The organism is Mixta calida, from assembly GCF_002953215.1.
GTDB lineage: Bacteria > Pseudomonadota > Gammaproteobacteria > Enterobacterales > Enterobacteriaceae > Mixta > Mixta calida.
The window spans coordinates 3874595-3889405 of sequence record NZ_CP026378.1; the positions used below are offsets into that span (position 1 = coordinate 3874595).

The 14811-nt window shown below is 59.1% G+C and carries 9 protein-coding genes, 4 tRNA genes and 1 pseudogene; 5 read left to right on the forward strand and 9 right to left on the reverse strand.

Annotated elements, in window-relative coordinates:
* Nucleotides 1-18: 18 nt before the first annotated feature.
* Genes amiB through nnr form a run of 3 tightly spaced genes read right to left on the reverse strand, consistent with a single transcriptional unit; the run spans nt 19 to nt 3676 of the window.
* On the reverse strand, nt 19-1683 hold the full coding sequence (gene amiB / locus C2E16_RS18515; protein WP_373996397.1) for an N-acetylmuramoyl-L-alanine amidase AmiB: 1665 nt from the start codon (nt 1681-1683) through the stop codon (nt 19-21).
* Nucleotides 1683-2156, reverse strand: coding sequence for a tRNA (adenosine(37)-N6)-threonylcarbamoyltransferase complex ATPase subunit type 1 TsaE (tsaE, locus tag C2E16_RS18520; protein ID WP_038623878.1), 474 nt, complete (start codon nt 2154-2156; stop codon nt 1683-1685). The genes amiB and tsaE overlap by 1 nt, the downstream gene beginning before the upstream one ends.
* Entirely contained in the window at nt 2153-3676 is a 1524-nt protein-coding gene (nnr, locus tag C2E16_RS18525) for a bifunctional ADP-dependent NAD(P)H-hydrate dehydratase/NAD(P)H-hydrate epimerase (RefSeq protein ID WP_104951599.1), read from the reverse strand. Before nnr ends, tsaE begins: the two co-directional genes overlap by 4 nt.
* Between nnr and queG the strand changes: the two are divergent.
* A pseudogene (queG, locus tag C2E16_RS18530) lies at nt 3675-4813 on the forward strand (tRNA epoxyqueuosine(34) reductase QueG). The gene nnr and the pseudogene queG sit on opposite strands and share 2 nt — an antisense overlap.
* A 306-nt stretch (nt 4814-5119) precedes the next feature.
* Here the strand turns inward: queG and C2E16_RS18535 are convergent.
* The 5 genes from C2E16_RS18535 to orn all read right to left on the reverse strand — a co-directional run bounded on the left by C2E16_RS18535 (nt 5120) and on the right by orn (nt 6203).
* Nucleotides 5120-5195, reverse strand: a tRNA-Gly gene (locus C2E16_RS18535).
* A gap of 25 nt (nt 5196-5220) precedes the next feature.
* Nucleotides 5221-5296: transfer RNA gene (locus C2E16_RS18540), tRNA-Gly, on the reverse strand.
* 28 nt (nt 5297-5324) lie between these two features.
* Nucleotides 5325-5400 (reverse strand) — tRNA-Gly (locus tag C2E16_RS18545).
* A 29-nt stretch (nt 5401-5429) separates the two neighbouring features.
* Nucleotides 5430-5505, reverse strand: a tRNA-Gly gene (locus C2E16_RS18550).
* Between the two features lie 155 nt (nt 5506-5660).
* Nucleotides 5661-6203: an oligoribonuclease gene (gene orn, locus C2E16_RS18555; protein ID WP_038623873.1), complete on the reverse strand. Its 543-nt coding sequence runs from the start codon at nt 6201-6203 to the stop codon at nt 5661-5663.
* Between the two features lie 155 nt (nt 6204-6358).
* On the opposite strand from orn, the gene rsgA reads away from it, so the two are divergent.
* The 3 genes from rsgA (at nt 6359) to mscM (ending at nt 11754) form a co-directional block, all read left to right on the forward strand.
* Nucleotides 6359-7414: a small ribosomal subunit biogenesis GTPase RsgA gene (gene rsgA / locus C2E16_RS18560; protein WP_038623871.1), complete on the forward strand. Its 1056-nt coding sequence runs from the start codon at nt 6359-6361 to the stop codon at nt 7412-7414.
* Nucleotides 7415-7518: 104 nt separating this feature from the next.
* Complete coding sequence (gene asd / locus C2E16_RS18565; RefSeq protein ID WP_038623869.1) at nt 7519-8418, forward strand: archaetidylserine decarboxylase; 900 nt, start codon at nt 7519-7521, stop codon at nt 8416-8418.
* A gap of 9 nt (nt 8419-8427) precedes the next feature.
* A complete protein-coding gene (mscM, locus tag C2E16_RS18570) occupies nt 8428-11754 on the forward strand; it encodes a miniconductance mechanosensitive channel MscM (RefSeq protein WP_084971373.1) in 3327 nt (1108 codons plus the stop codon).
* Between the two features lie 92 nt (nt 11755-11846).
* Here the strand turns inward: mscM and epmA are convergent, their stop codons facing one another.
* A complete protein-coding gene (gene epmA / locus C2E16_RS18575; protein WP_038623865.1) occupies nt 11847-12824 on the reverse strand; it encodes an elongation factor P--(R)-beta-lysine ligase in 978 nt (325 codons plus the stop codon).
* 391 nt (nt 12825-13215) lie between these two features.
* Between epmA and C2E16_RS18580 the strand changes: the two genes are divergently transcribed.
* Nucleotides 13216-14775, forward strand: coding sequence for a methyl-accepting chemotaxis protein (locus C2E16_RS18580; protein ID WP_038623863.1), 1560 nt, complete (start codon nt 13216-13218; stop codon nt 14773-14775).
* Nucleotides 14776-14811: the final 36 nt, after the last annotated feature.

Sequence of the window (14811 nt, forward strand, 5' to 3'; positions counted from 1 at the left end):
TCATGCGGCCCGCGGCGGTCAGGAGGCGGGGATCTTTAGCGTTTGCCCCAGCATCACATTGGTAGACTTCATATTATTGGCCTGCATGATAGCCTGCGCGCTGACGCCGTAATGCACCGCAATGGCGGTCAGCGAATCGCCGCGCACCACTTTATGACGCTGCGGACGGCGGCTGGAGGCGGCTGAAACGGCGGTCGTGCCACCGCTGGCAGGCACTTTCAGCCGTTGCCCTACCCAGACGCTCTGCTTTTTCAGCTGGTTCAGCTGCGTCAACGTGGTCATGGAAACGCCATACTGCGCGGCGATGCCCGACAGCGTTTCGCCGCGCTTCACGACGTGACGCTTCACCGGCCCGGTATAAGCGACCGGCGTGCTGGAACGATTGGCTTCGACTTCAACCGCCGTTGCGGACGGCAACGGTCGGTTTTCCTGCTTTGGGACAGATTGCAGCGGATGCGTCAGGAAGTAGCTGCGCAGGCCGCGATAAATCGACCCGGCAATCTTCTCCTGATACGCACTGCTTCCCAGCAGCCGCTCCTCCGAAGGGTTACTGATAAAACCCGTTTCCACCAGCAGCGAAGGGATATCGGGCGAACGCAATACGCCCAAGCTGGCATGCTCCGGTCGCCGCTTGTGCAGCGAGCCGACCTGTTGCAGCTGCTGAATTACCTTCTTCGCCACATCATAACCGACGCGCTGAGAGTGGCCGAACTGTAAATCCAATACCGCCTGGCTCAGATAAGGGTCCGCCTGGCTGTTAGCCAGCAGATCGCCTGCCCCGCCCAGCAGCTCAGACTGTTTCTCATGCTGTTCAAGCCAGTTCGCCATTTCGCTGTTGGCGCGGCGGTTCGACAGGACCCAGACCGATGCGCCGCGCGCGCTGCGGTTTGGCGCGGCGTCGGCGTGGATAGAGACCAGCACGTTGGCGTTTTGCTTACGCGCCACGTCAGAGCGCCCCATCACTGAAATAAAGTAGTCGCCGTCGCGCGTCAGCACGCCTTTAAACATCGGATCGTCATTAAGCATCGCTTTCAGCTTGCGGGCGATGGCGATGGTGACGTTCTTCTCTTTCAGGCCATTCATGCCGATGGCGCCGGGGTCCTGTCCACCGTGACCGGCGTCAATAGCGACAATCACCGTATCGTTAGAGGTGCTGTTGCTCTGTCCCGGCGCGATGCGGCTGTTGCTGTTGGTCACCGTGGTGACCTTATCGCCGTCAAAGGGATTGTGCGCTGGTGTGGTCGGCTGTGGACGGCTGCGCGTCGCGGTGTTGACCGGCGCGCGGGCGGCGGCGCTCTGTTTGCCGGTAATGGTAAACACGACCTTGTAATTGTCGCCGTTGCGCTGCGTAACGGCGCGCGTTTTACCGGACCGGGTCAGCTCAAACACCAGCCGAATGCTCTGCGCATCTTTCGGTTGGCTGGTGCGAATGCGTTTCACCAGATTATCGCCGCTGAAATTCAGCGGCAGCCCCTGAATTACGCCGGACTGACGAATATCCAGCACCACGCGGTCCGGGTTATGCAACGGGAAGAAGCCGTAGATGGGCTGGCCGTTAAAGCTCAGCGTCACCGTTGCCTGACTATTGCCGTTTGAAACCTGAATATCGGACAGACTGGCCGCCAGCGAGGAGCAGGAGAACAGGCACAGCAGCATCAACAGCATAACCTTGATGCGCGCCATTATGCGGAGTCCTTCTTCAGCGCCAGCGCGACCAGTCTTTCGCCGAGCGGCGAATGCGCTTCCAGCTTCGCTTCGCGCGCCTGGCTGACATAGCTCAGGGTCAGCGACAGGTCGGGCTCAGGCAGCACGCCCGCGCCCTGCTGCGGCCATTCCACCAGGCAAACGGCGTCGCCGGCGAAATAGTCGCGAATGCCCATAAACTCCAGCTCTTCCGGGTCGGCCAGCCGATAGAGATCAAAATGATAAACGGGCCGCGCCAGCTGCTGATAAGGCTCCACCAGCGTATAGGTCGGGCTTTTCACGTTGCCCTGATGACCCAGCGCCTGCAAGAATCCGCGGCTGAAGGTGGTTTTTCCGGCCCCTAAATCGCCGTACAGATAGATGACCACCGCGCTGTCGCAGGCGCGGGCAAGTTGAGCGCCCAGATCGAGGGTTGCCGCCTCGTCAGGCAATGCGATAACACAGGTATTCATGCTTTATTGTTTAACATCTCAGGATTAACAAATCGAAACAGCTCGGAGAACAGATCGGTCGCCAGCATTCCACGCGTGCCAAAGCGCGCCGCTACCGCATCCGCCGCCGCGCCATGTACCACACAGCCCGCACAGGCAGCATCATACAGCGTCAGCTTCTGGCCGCACAGCGCGCCGATGATGCCTGACAGCACGTCGCCCATCCCGCCTGAAGCCATGCCCGCATTGCCGACGTCGGCGAAGGCTATTTCACCGCTTTCACTGGCGATAATCGTGCCTGCGCCTTTCAGCACCGCCACGCCACCGTAGCGCTTCACCAAGCGTTGAGCGGCAAGTAAGCGATCACTCTCAATTTCAGCGGTCGACAGGTTCAACAGTCGCGCCGCTTCGCCGGGATGAGGCGTAATGATGCGATTCTGACGTTTATCGGGATTGAATGCCAGCAGGTTAAGCGCATCTGCATCCCACAGCATCGGTTTCTGAGAATTTTCTATTTTCCGCAGCGCCTTTTTGCCCCACTCTTTCTGGCCCAGTCCCGGCCCGACAACAATCATGTCGGCCCATCCCTGCGCCTGCTGGAGCGCCTCATCCGTCAGTTCATCCACCATAATCTCCGGGCGGGCGGCGAGAATCGGCACGATGTTATCTTTGTGAGTAAGCGCTCGCACCAAACCTGCTCCGGCGCGCAATGCTGCTTCCGCCGTCATCCGTATTGCTCCGGCGGTGCCGCGATCGCCGCCGACCACCAGCAGGCGTCCCTGATCGCCCTTGTGCGAGGTGGGTCGACGCGGATGCAGCCAGCGAGTCAGCGCCTGCGCGTCGTAACGCGCCATCGGCGCCTGCTGACCGCTAAGCCAGGACTCAAGGCCAAGCCCGTGATAGTGCAGCTGGCCGACATAGTCGCGCGCTTTGCCGGTCACCTGCCCCGGCTTAATGGCGATCAGCGCCAGCGTGGCTGCCGCCTCGATGACTGCGCCAGGGGCAGTGCCGTTGGCGGCGACCAGGCCGGAAGGCATATCAATGGAGAAAACCGGCGCTGCATGGCGGTTCGCCTTCTCAATCAACCGGGCGTAGCTTTCCGTCGGCGCACGATTCAGGCCGGTGCCCGACAGCGCATCGACGATAATATCCACCTGCTCCGGCCAGACAGCCTCCGCATCATGCACTTCGCCACCGGCCGCCAGCCAGCCTTCGCGCGCCGCCTGCGCTTCTTCCGGCAGCGGGCGTTCGCTGTCACAGGCCAGCAGTGTCACCTGAAACCCCGCTGCCTGCGCCAGACGCGCCACGACATAGCCGTCGCCGCCGTTATTGCCATGACCGCAAAGTATCAGCCAGTGTTGCGCCTGCGGCCACTGTCTGCGAATCAGGTCGAAAGCGGCGGCGCCCGCGCGCAGCATCAGTTCGTATAAGGTAATGCCTAACGTGTCCGCGCCTTCGGTTTCCAGACGACGCAGCGCCTGCGCAGGCCAGACAGAGTGTGGTAAACTACAGGCGTTTTCCTTCTCGGTATTATCAGTCATGTCACACCCTCTCGATCTTCAACAGCTTGCTCAGGATATAAAACAGTGGGGACTGTCGCTCGGCTTTCAGCAGGTCGGCATCTGCGACACCGATCTCAGCGTGGAGGAGCCGCGTCTGCAGGCCTGGCTGGATAAGCAATATCATGGCGAAATGGAGTGGATGGCGCGACATGGCATGATGCGCGCCCGCCCGCATGAACTGCTGCCTGGCACCCTGCGCGTAATCAGCGTGCGGATGAACTACCTGCCGGCGAAAGCCGCCTTTGCCAGCACGCTAAAAAATCCCCGTCTGGGTTACGTCAGCCGCTACGCTTTAGGTCGCGACTATCACAAAGTATTACGCAATCGCCTGAAAAAGCTCGGCGATTTAATCCGTGAGCGCTGCGAAGCGGCGAATTTTCGCCCGTTTGTTGATTCCGCCCCCTTTTGGAGCGGCCGCTGGCGGCGAAAGCAGGACTCGGCTGGACAGGTAAGCACTCACTTATCCTCAACCGCGAGGCGGGCTCCTGGTTTTTTCTTGGCGAACTGTTGATCAATTTGCCGTTGCCGGTCGATCAGCCGCAGGAAGAACAGTGCGGGCGCTGCGTCGCCTGCCTGACCACCTGCCCGACCGGCGCCATCGTTGAGCCTTACGTGGTAGATGCGCGCCGCTGCATCTCCTACCTGACCATCGAGCTCGAAGGCGCGATACCAGAAGCGTTTCGACCGCTAATCGGCAACCGAATCTACGGCTGCGACGACTGTCAGCTGATCTGTCCCTGGAACCGCTTCGGCCAGCTGACCGACGAGGATGACTTTTCGCCGCGCGCGGCGCTACACGCCCCGCCGCTGACGGAACTCTTTATGTGGGATGAAGCGAAATTTTTGCGTATCACCGAAGGCTCGGCCATTCGACGCATCGGCCATTTGCGCTGGCTGCGCAACGTGGCGGTGGCGCTGGGCAACGCGCCCTGGGATGAGGAGAATATCGCCGTGCTGAACCGTCGCCTGGGCGAAAACGCCATGCTGGATGAACATATCGAATGGGCGATAGCGCAACAAAAACTGCGCCGGGCGGAAAACGCCATTGAGGTGCAGCGTCCACAGCAAAAACGGCTGGTGCGTGCTGTGGAGAAAGGTTTGCCGCGTGATGCCTGACCTGCTTAGAAAATCACCTGTCGTTACCCTGCTAATTTTTCCACACGCTGTGCATAAAAATAAAAAAGCGTTGTCATTCAAGTGACACACGAAGCGCAAGAGACAAAGATAACAAATTGAAATATCATCATATTTATATATTTCAATAATTTACACCGATAATGTAAGCAAATAATAACTGCTAAGCGCAGCGGGAAAGAATCGCAGCCTGTGGATAAGTCTGTTTAAACTGATTTGGCTTAATGCGTCGTCGGCGCGTCTGGCGGGCGTTGCCGCTGTGGATAATTACGATATGGTAATGAAATTTGGAGCGGGAAACGAGACTCGAACTCGCGACCCCGACCTTGGCAAGGTCGTGCTCTACCAACTGAGCTATTCCCGCAATGACGTAGGCAAATCGAAGAATTTGGAGCGGGAAACGAGACTCGAACTCGCGACCCCGACCTTGGCAAGGTCGTGCTCTACCAACTGAGCTATTCCCGCAGGGGTATTACCGGTTACCGCAAAAATTTGGAGCGGGAAACGAGACTCGAACTCGCGACCCCGACCTTGGCAAGGTCGTGCTCTACCAACTGAGCTATTCCCGCAGGGGCGTTACCGGGTACTGCATAAATTTTGGAGCGGGAAACGAGACTCGAACTCGCGACCCCGACCTTGGCAAGGTCGTGCTCTACCAACTGAGCTATTCCCGCAATCGTAGCCGATTAAAATTCTTCATCGGTACGGGGAGCGCATTATACGAGAAAACTTTTGCCCTGCAAGCCCTTGAGGGCAAAAATTTGCGCTTTCGATGCGTTTGCTGATTTAAGCGGCGGAATGGCGTTTTTTTAGCCGATCCGCCCGTCTGCTACAGCTGCAAAAAATGGGTACGGTAGTAAGCCAGCTCCGCTACCGACTCGCGGATATCATCCAGCGCCTGGTGCGTGCCCGCTTTTTTAAAGCCTGCCAGGATATCCGGCTTCCAGCGACGCGCCAGCTCTTTCAGCGTGCTGACGTCCAGATAGCGATAGTGGAAATAGCTCTCCAGCTCCGGCATATATTTAAACAGGAAGCGGCGGTCCTGGCCGATGCTGTTGCCGCAAATCGGCGACGCGTTAGCGGGCACCCACTGTTTTAAGAATTCCAGCGTCGCCAGCTCGGCGGCGCGATCGTCATACTGACTTGCCTTCACCCGCTCCACCAGGCCGCTGTTGGTATGGGTACGCACGTTCCATTCATCCATCAGCGCCAGCTGTTCAGCGGATTGATGCACCGCCAGCACCGGGCCTTCCGCCAGAATATTCAGGTTAGCGTCCGTTACCAGCGTCGCAATTTCAATAATGCGATCGCGTTCTGGATCGAGGCCGGTCATTTCCAGATCGATCCAGATAAGATTGTTTTCATTTCCCATGTTTTATCCCGCCGTTGGCTCGGTTGTGTTTCCGGCTGAATCGCCAGGACGCGTCGCATAATGCCTGGTTGCGTCGCTCGCCGTAATTCAGCCCAGGGTGTATCATAGACGTTTTGCCCAACGAGGCGAAACCGTCCGAGTGCATGTGAGGAAGAGTGAGTAAAAATAAACTGTCTAAAGGCCAGCAGCGTCGCGTTAACGCTAACCACGAACGCCGTCTCAAACAGCGTGCGGATAAGCCTGAACCGGATGACAGCCTGTTTGGCGAAGCGCAGGACGGCATCGTCATCAGCCGCTTCGGCATGCATGCGGACGTAGAAGACAGCGCAGGTCAGGTTCACCGCTGCAATATTCGCCGCACTATTCGCTCGCTGGTGACCGGCGATCGCGTGCTCTGGCGTCCCGGCGTTGAAGGCGGCGCCACGGTAAAAGGCATCGTCGAAGCGGTGCATGAGCGCCATTCGGTGCTGACGCGCCCCGACTTCTACGACGGCGTGAAGCCGGTCGCGGCGAACATCGACCAGATCATCATCGTCTCCGCCATCGTGCCGGAGCTGTCGTTGAATATTATCGACCGCTATCTGGTCGCGAGCGAAACGCTCGGCATCGAGCCGCTGCTGGTGCTGAATAAAACCGACCTGCTGGATGACGCAGGCCGCGCCTTTGTTGATAAGCAGATGGATATCTATCGCCATATCGGCTATCGCGTGCTGATGGTCTCCAGCTACGAAAAAGCGGGCCTGGCCGATTTGGAAGCGGCATTGACCGGCCGCATCAGCATTTTCGCCGGGCAATCGGGCGTCGGAAAATCGAGCCTGCTCAACGCGCTGCTGGGCCTGGATCTGAGCGATAAAACCATCCTCACCAACGACGTTTCCGACGTCTCCGGGCTGGGCCAGCACACCACCACCGCCGCGCGCCTCTATCACTTCCCGCATGGCGGCGACGTGATAGATTCGCCCGGCGTGCGCGAGTTTGGCCTCTGGCACCTGGAGCCGGAACAAATCACCCGGGGATTTGTCGAATTTCGTGCGTTTTTAGGCGGCTGCAAGTTCCGCGACTGCAAACATGACAACGATCCCGGCTGCGCGATCCGCGAGGCGGTGGAAAATGGGCTTATCGACGAAACGCGCTTCGAAAACTACCACCGCATACTGGAGAGCATGGCGCAGGTAAAAACGCGTAAAAACTTCGGTAATGACGAAGATTAATACAGCAAATATGGCATTATCGGCGCGTTAGCCTAAACAGGCTGTCGCTGCTACAATTCGCCCCCTTTTTCTTCAACGTCGTGTGATTAAGCCAGGAGGCTAACGTGTTGGATTCTATTAAACTCGGCCTGAATCATCTGCTCCCTAAAAAGTGGCTCACCGAGCTGGCTGGCTGGGCCGCCAGCAAACGCGCCGGCTGGCTGACCAAAGCAGTGATCGATATTTTCGTCTGGTTCTATCGCGTCGATATGTCCGAAGCGCAGAAGTCAGACACCGCCAGCTACCGCACCTTTAACGATTTCTTCGTGCGTCCGCTGCGCGACGAAGCGCGTCCGATCGACGCCGATCCGAACCTGCTGGTGCTGCCGGCGGATGGCGCCATCAGCCAGCTGGGCCATATCGAGGGCGACACGATTTTTCAGGCGAAAGGCCACTACTATTCACTGGAAGCGCTGCTGGCGGGCGATCGTCAGATGGCGGCGCAGTTCCGCGACGGCGAATTCGCCACGACCTATCTGGCGCCGCGCGACTATCACCGCGTGCATATGCCGTGCAACGGCATCCTGCGCGAAATGATTTACGTGCCGGGCGATCTCTACTCCGTTAACCCGCTGACCGCGCGCAATATCCCGAACCTGTTTGCCCGTAATGAACGCGTTATCTGCTATTTCGATACCGAATTCGGCCCAATGGCGCAGATCCTGGTGGGCGCGACCATCGTCGGCAGCATCGAAACCGCCTGGTCCGGCACCGTTACGCCGCCGCGCGAAGGGGTCATCAAACGCTGGAGCTTTCCGGGCGCCGACGCCGAAGGCGCCGTGGTGCTGCTGAAAGGTCAGGAGATGGGCCGCTTCAAGCTGGGCTCGACCGTCATTAACCTGTTCGCGCCGGGACGCATTAAGCTGGCGGAAAGCCTGGAAGCGGAAAGCAAAACCCGTCTCGGTCAGCCAATGGCTATGGCGCTGCAACGCACCGATGCGGAAACCGTTTTACACCACGATTAAGATATCACCGTGCGCCTGATCCTCTCTTTTATTCTCGCCTGCGTATTCACCCTGCCCGCCTTCGCCGCCAGCGCGCCTGACGCGGCGCAGGTTCGTCAGGAGCTGGAGCAGGCGAAATCCGCCAAAGCGTCGCCGGCTCAGGCTGAGCTGGTGCAAACGCTGGAATCCGCGCTGGGCTTTATCAACGCCCGCAACGAGTCGCTGGAGCGGGCGAAACAGTATCAGCAGGTGATCGATGATTTTCCTAAGCTGGCGCGCGAGCTGCGCCAGCAGATCGCCAGCCTCAACGACAGCCAGCGGACATTGCGCAGCGGCATGACCAGCGCCGAGCTGGATCAGGAGATCCTGCAGGTCAGCAGTCAGCTGCTGGAAGAGGGACGCCAGGCGCAGCAGGAGCAGGATCGCGCCCGCGAGATCAGCGATTCGCTGGGTCAACTGCCACAGCAGCAGAGCGAGGCGCGTCGCGCGCTGAGCGAAAGCGAACGCACGTTACATGGGCAAGCCGTCGCCTCCGGCGCGCTGACCCATGCGCAGAACTACGCGCGTCAGGCGGAGTCGGCGGCGCTGAAGGCGCGCGTTGACGAGCTGGAACTGGCGCAGCTTTCTGCCAACAACCGTCAGGAACTGGCGCGGATGCGCGCCGAAGTGCATCAGAAAAAAGCGGAGCAGCTGGATGACTATCTGCAGGCGCTGCGCAACCAGCTTAACAGCCTGCGTCAGCGCGAAGCGGAGCAGGCGCTGGCGCGCACCGAGCAGCTGGCGGAAAACAGCGGCGATCTGCCCGCGGCGATCGCCGAACAGTTTCACGTCAACCGGGAGCTGTCCGCCGCGCTGAACCAACAGGCGCAGCGTCTCGATCTTATCGCCTCGCAGCAGCGTCAGGCCACCAATCAAACCATTCAGGTTCGTCAGGCGCTCAGCACCATTCGTGAACAGTCGCAGTGGCTCGGCGCCTCCAATTTGCTGGGCGAGGCGCTGCGTGCGCAGGTGGCGCGCCTGCCGGAAATGCCTAAGTCGCAGCAGCTGGACAGCGAAATGGGCCAGCTGCGCGTGCAGCGTCTGCACTATGAAGATCTGCTTAATCAGCAGCAGCACCTGCGTCAGCTGAAGCAGGAAAACGGCGCGCCGCTGACCAGCGAACAGAACCGCATTCTCGACGCACAGATAAAAACCCAGCGGGAGCTGCTCGGTTCGCTGATTTCCGGCTGCGATACCCTGATTCTGGAGGTCACTAAGCTGAAAGTGGCCAACAGCCAGCTGGAAGACGCGCTGGGCGAAATCAAAGAGGCCACGCACCGCTACCTTTTCTGGACCGCCGACGTCAATCCGCTGAGCCTGAGCTATCCGCTGGAGGTGGCGCGCGATCTGAACCGGCTGCTGTCGCTCGATACGCTGGGCCAGCTCGGCGGCGCGCTGATGATGATGGTCACCAGCCGCGACACGGTGCTGCCGATTCTGGGCGCACTTCTGCTGGTCGGCTTCAGCGTTAGTTCGCGCCGTCACTACAATGCGTTTCTGGCGCGCGCCGCCGGACGCGTCGGTAAGGTGACGCAGGACCATTTCACTCTGACGTTGCGCACCGTTTTCTGGTCGATTCTGGTCGCCCTGCCCTTGCCGGTGTTGTGGGGGGCGCTCGGCTTTGGGTTGCAGCACGCCTGGCCTTACCCGGTCGCGGTGGCGATCGGCGACGGCGTGACCGCCACGCTGCCGCTGCTCTGGGTGTTTATGATCAGCGCCGCCTTCGCCCGACCCAACGGGCTGTTTGTGATTCACTTCCGCTGGCCGCAGCTGCGAGTGGCGCGCGCCATGCGCTACTACTCGCTCTCCATCGGCTTTATCGTGCCGCTGATTATGCTACTCATCACCTTCGCCAACCTGGAGGATCGACAGTTTTCCGCTACCCTGGGACGGCTCTGCTTTATTCTGATCTGCGGCGCGCTGAGCCTGGTGACCGTCAGCCTGAAGCGCGCCGGCATCCCGCTTTATCTCGATAATGAAGGCAGCGGCGACAACGTGATCAACCGCATCCTGTGGAATGTGATGATCTGTATTCCTCTGGCGGCGGCGCTCGCCTCCTGCACCGGCTACCTGGCGACCGCGCAGGCGCTGCTGGCGCGTCTGGAGACCTCGGTCGCCATCTGGTTCCTGCTGCTGGTGATTTATCACATTATTCGCCGCTGGATGCTGATCCAGCGCCGCCGCATCGCCTTCGATCGCGCACGTCAGCGTCGCGCCGATATGCTGGCGCATCGCGCGCGCGGCGAAGAAGAATCGGCCGCGCAGACGGCGGACGGCGTGGATGTCGAGGAGCCGGTGATCGATCTTGACGCCATCAGCGCGCAGTCGCTGCGCCTGGTGCGCTCGATTCTGACGCTGATCGCCCTGCTCTCGGTGATTGTGCTGTGGTCGGAAATTCATTCCGCCTTCGCCTTTCTGGAGAATATCAAGCTGTGGAATGCCAGCAGTACGGTGCAGGGCGTGGAAAGCCTGCATCCGATTACCCTTGGCTCGGTGCTGATCGCTATCCTGATCTTCTTTATCACCACCCAGCTGGTGCGCAATATGCCCGCCCTGCTGGAGCTGGCGCTGTTGCAGCATCTCAGCCTGACGCCCGGCACCGGCTACGCCATTACGACCCTGACCAAATATCTGCTGCTGCTGATTGGCGGCCTGATGGGTTTCTCGATGATCGGCATCGAATGGTCGAAACTGCAATGGCTGGTGGCGGCGCTCGGCGTGGGGCTGGGATTTGGTCTCCAGGAGATTTTCGCCAACTTTATCTCTGGCCTGATCATTCTGTTTGAGAAGCCGATCCGTATCGGCGATACGGTCACCATTCGCGATCTGACCGGCAGCATTACGCGCATCAATACGCGCGCCACCACCATCACCGACTGGGATCGCAAAGAAATCATCGTGCCGAACAAGGCGTTTATCACCGAGCAGTTCGTGAACTGGTCGCTCTCCGACTCCGTGACGCGCGTGGTGCTGACCGTGCCTGCGCCGGCTGGCATCGACAGCGAGCAGGTGACCGCGCTGCTGCGCCACGCCTGCGAACGCTGTAGCTATGTGCTGGATACTCCGCCGCCGGAAGTGTTCCTGGTCGATTTGCAGCAGGGCATTCAGCTGTTCGAGCTGCGCATTCACGCTGCGGAGATGGGTCATCGTATGCCGCTGCGTCACGAGCTGCACCAGCTCATTCTGCAAGGCTTCCGCGAACATAATATTGAAATGCCGTTCCCGCCGTTCCAGGTGCGTATGGAGACCGCGGCGAAACGGACGCCCGCCAGCAACGGCGCGCCGACCACGCGCACCTTTAAGTCAGGCGGACTTTAGGGAGATAAAACGACAACGCGCGCCGACGGCACAGCGCGACGGGGCGCCTCAGACAGAGCGCGGCGATCGCCTGCAAAGGCGATCGCATCGCGTTAGCAGCGATCGACCGGAAAGGCGATTACCTCGCTAAGAGACTCCGCCTTTAACGCCAGCATAATCAGACGATCCACGCCCAGCGCGACGCCGGAGCAGGCAGGCATGCCGTGTTCCAGCGCGGCGAGCAGGTTGGTGTCGATCGGCTGCTGCGGCAGCCCGCGCGCGGCGCGGCGGCGGTTATCCTGCTCAAAGCGCTGACGCTGTTCGCGCGCGTCGGTCAGCTCGCGGAAGCCGTTCGCCAGTTCAATGCCTTTAAAGTAAACTTCAAAGCGCTCCGCCACGCGGTGATCTTCGGTGCTGATCTCAGCCAGCGCCGCCTGCGTCGCCGGGAAGTGGTAAATAAAGGCCGGTTTCTCCTGGCCGATCTTCGGCTCCACGCCCAGCATAAACAGCAGCTGCAACAGCGTATCACGATCTTCTTCCGCGTTGGCCAGATCGCCCACGCCCAGCTTCTCCGCCACGTCGCGCAGCTGCGCTTTGTCAGCGGAAAGCGGGTCCACTTCCAGGTGGCGAATAAACGCCTGCTGATAAGAGAGGGATTCCGCTGGCTGGCACTCCAGTACCTGCTGCAACAGATCGTCCACCTCATTCATCAGGCGATACATATCGTAGTGCGGACGATACCACTCCAGCATGGTGAATTCCGGGTTATGGTGACGCCCCGCCTCTTCATTGCGGAAGCTGCGACCCATCTGATAGATCGGTCCGCTGCCCGCCGCCAGCAGGCGTTTCATATGATATTCCGGGCTGGTCATCAGCCATAAATCCAAACCCTGCGAAGCGCCGGGGCCGACAAAGCGCGTCTGGAAGGTCACCAGATGAACATCGGTTACCGTAGCCTGACTCATCGCCGGGGTTTCCACCTCCAGTACGCCGCGATCGGCGAAGAAACGACGAATCTCCGCCAGAATCTTCGCGCGTTTCAACAGGTTAGAGATGGGTGCGCTCGGCTGCCAGCTTGCCGTTTCGCTCATTGGGTTTACTCCTCAGTCAAACAGGGGGATGCAGTCTACTCGTAACCTCGCCGGCAGACAAATCTCCGCTGATAAAACCGCCGATTTTGCCGTAGCGAGACCCCGGCTTCGCTGATGCCTCCTCTTATCCATCGCAGGTAGCACAGGGATTTTTAATGAATGTTTTATTAAGTTTTCCCGGTCGCTGCCGATGGTGCAAAACGCGTTGCGCGAAAACTGGCCTGGTTTCTCATGCCAGCGAAAGCGGCGTCGTAAGCCGTTCTGTTGCTAAGAAAATAGCATCAGCCGCTAACGAAAAAGTAAAGCCCCGACATTCCCAGGATATTGCGCTGGGATGAATAATATTTATAGACAATTGTATTGTTCTGGTTCAGGCAAAGGGATACGGATAATGTTATCAGTGAAGAATATGAAAGTTGGCTTTCGACTCGGTGCAGCTTTTAGTTTAGTTATACTGCTGCTTATTATTGTGAGCGTCACAGCAGTCATTAAGATAAGTAATATCAACACTGCGGTAGGAAATATCGTTAACGATCGCTACATCAAAGTCAGGCTGGCGTTTGACGTGCGCGACGGCGTTAACGATCAGATTAAATATCTGCGCGGCATGGTGATTGATACGCCTCGTCCCGAAATGAATCAAAAGCGCTTTGGTCAGCTTGAGCAGGCAACGCAGCAAACCAATGAAGCGATTGAAAAAATCGCCCGACTGCAAACGACCGCTGTCGGCCAGAAAAAAATTAAGGCGGTAAAAGCGGCGGCGCAGGATTTTGCCGCAGCCAGCCAGCAGCTGCTTGCGCTGATTCGTGAGGGCAACATCGACGCCGCAGCCGACTATGCGCTGCGCAAAATGACCCCGGCGCAAAACGCCTTCCTGAATATCGTGGAGAAGTTCGCGGATTCCCAATCCCAGCAGCTACAGGGAGAAGGCGCGCATGCGGTGGCGGATGCGACGACGGCCATCAACATCACGCTGATTTTCTCCGCGCTGGCGATTGCCGCTGCGGTAATCCTTGGCTATTTCCTGACCCGTTCGATTGTGCAGCCGCTGCGCGCCGCCGTCAGCATTGCGGAAAACGTGGCATCCGGCGATCTGCGTACGGTTATCAAGGTCAGTTCATCGGATGAAACGGGCCAGCTGATGCAGGCGCTGAAAACGATGAATGACAATCTGCTGAAAATCGTCACCGAAGTGCGCGCCGGCACCGATATGATCGCTCACGCCTCCAGCGAAATCTCCGCCGGCAATATGGATCTCTCCTCGCGTACCGAGCAGCAGGCCAGCTCACTGGAAGAGACCGCCTCTGCGATGGAGCAAATGACCTCTACCGTTAAGCAAAACGCCGATAACGCTCGTCAGGCTAACCAGCTGGCAGAGCTGGCGTCAAAAGTCGCGGTGCAGAGCGGCAATGCGGTGAAACAGGTGGTCAATACGATGGAGACCATCAGCAGCTCGTCGCGCAAAATCGTCGATATTATCAGCGTGATCGACGGCATCGCCTTCCAGACCAATATTCTGGCGTTGAACGCGGCGGTCGAGGCGGCGCGCGCTGGCGAACAGGGACGCGGCTTCGCGGTGGTCGCATCGGAAGTGCGCAGCCTGGCCCAGCGTTCCGCTTCTGCGGCCAAAGAGATCGCGCAGCTGATCGAAGATTCCGTCAATAAAGTCGATGAAGGCGGCAAACAGGTGGCGAACGCAGGCAGCACCATGAATGAAGTGCTGACCAGCGTGAAAAGCGTGACGGAAATCATGGGTGAGATCTCCATCGCCAGTACCGAGCAAAGCACGGGTATTGATGAGATTAACGCCGCCATCACCCAGATGGATCAGGTGACTCAACAGAACGCCGCGCTGGTTAATCAGTCGGCGGCGGCGGCGCAGGCGATGCAGGAGCAGGCCGCTCAGCTGGCACAGGCGATGCGGGTATTTAAAGTCAACGAGGCCGCCTGAGGCATGTTCGCCTTCTGCCCGCTTGTACGGCGGCAG

Coding starts and splice junctions, on each gene's coding strand:
- amiB (WP_373996397.1), bottom strand. CDS start 1,683: ATGGCGCGCATCAAGGTTATGCTGTTGATGCTGCTGTGCCTGTTCTCC.
- tsaE (WP_038623878.1), bottom strand. CDS start 2,156: ATGAATACCTGTGTTATCGCATTGCCTGACGAGGCGGCAACCCTCGAT.
- nnr (WP_104951599.1), bottom strand. CDS start 3,676: ATGACTGATAATACCGAGAAGGAAAACGCCTGTAGTTTACCACACTCT.
- orn (WP_038623873.1), bottom strand. CDS start 6,203: ATGGGAAATGAAAACAATCTTATCTGGATCGATCTGGAAATGACCGGC.
- epmA (WP_038623865.1), bottom strand. CDS start 12,824: ATGAGCGAAACGGCAAGCTGGCAGCCGAGCGCACCCATCTCTAACCTG.
- C2E16_RS18580 (WP_038623863.1), top strand. CDS start 13,216: ATGTTATCAGTGAAGAATATGAAAGTTGGCTTTCGACTCGGTGCAGCT.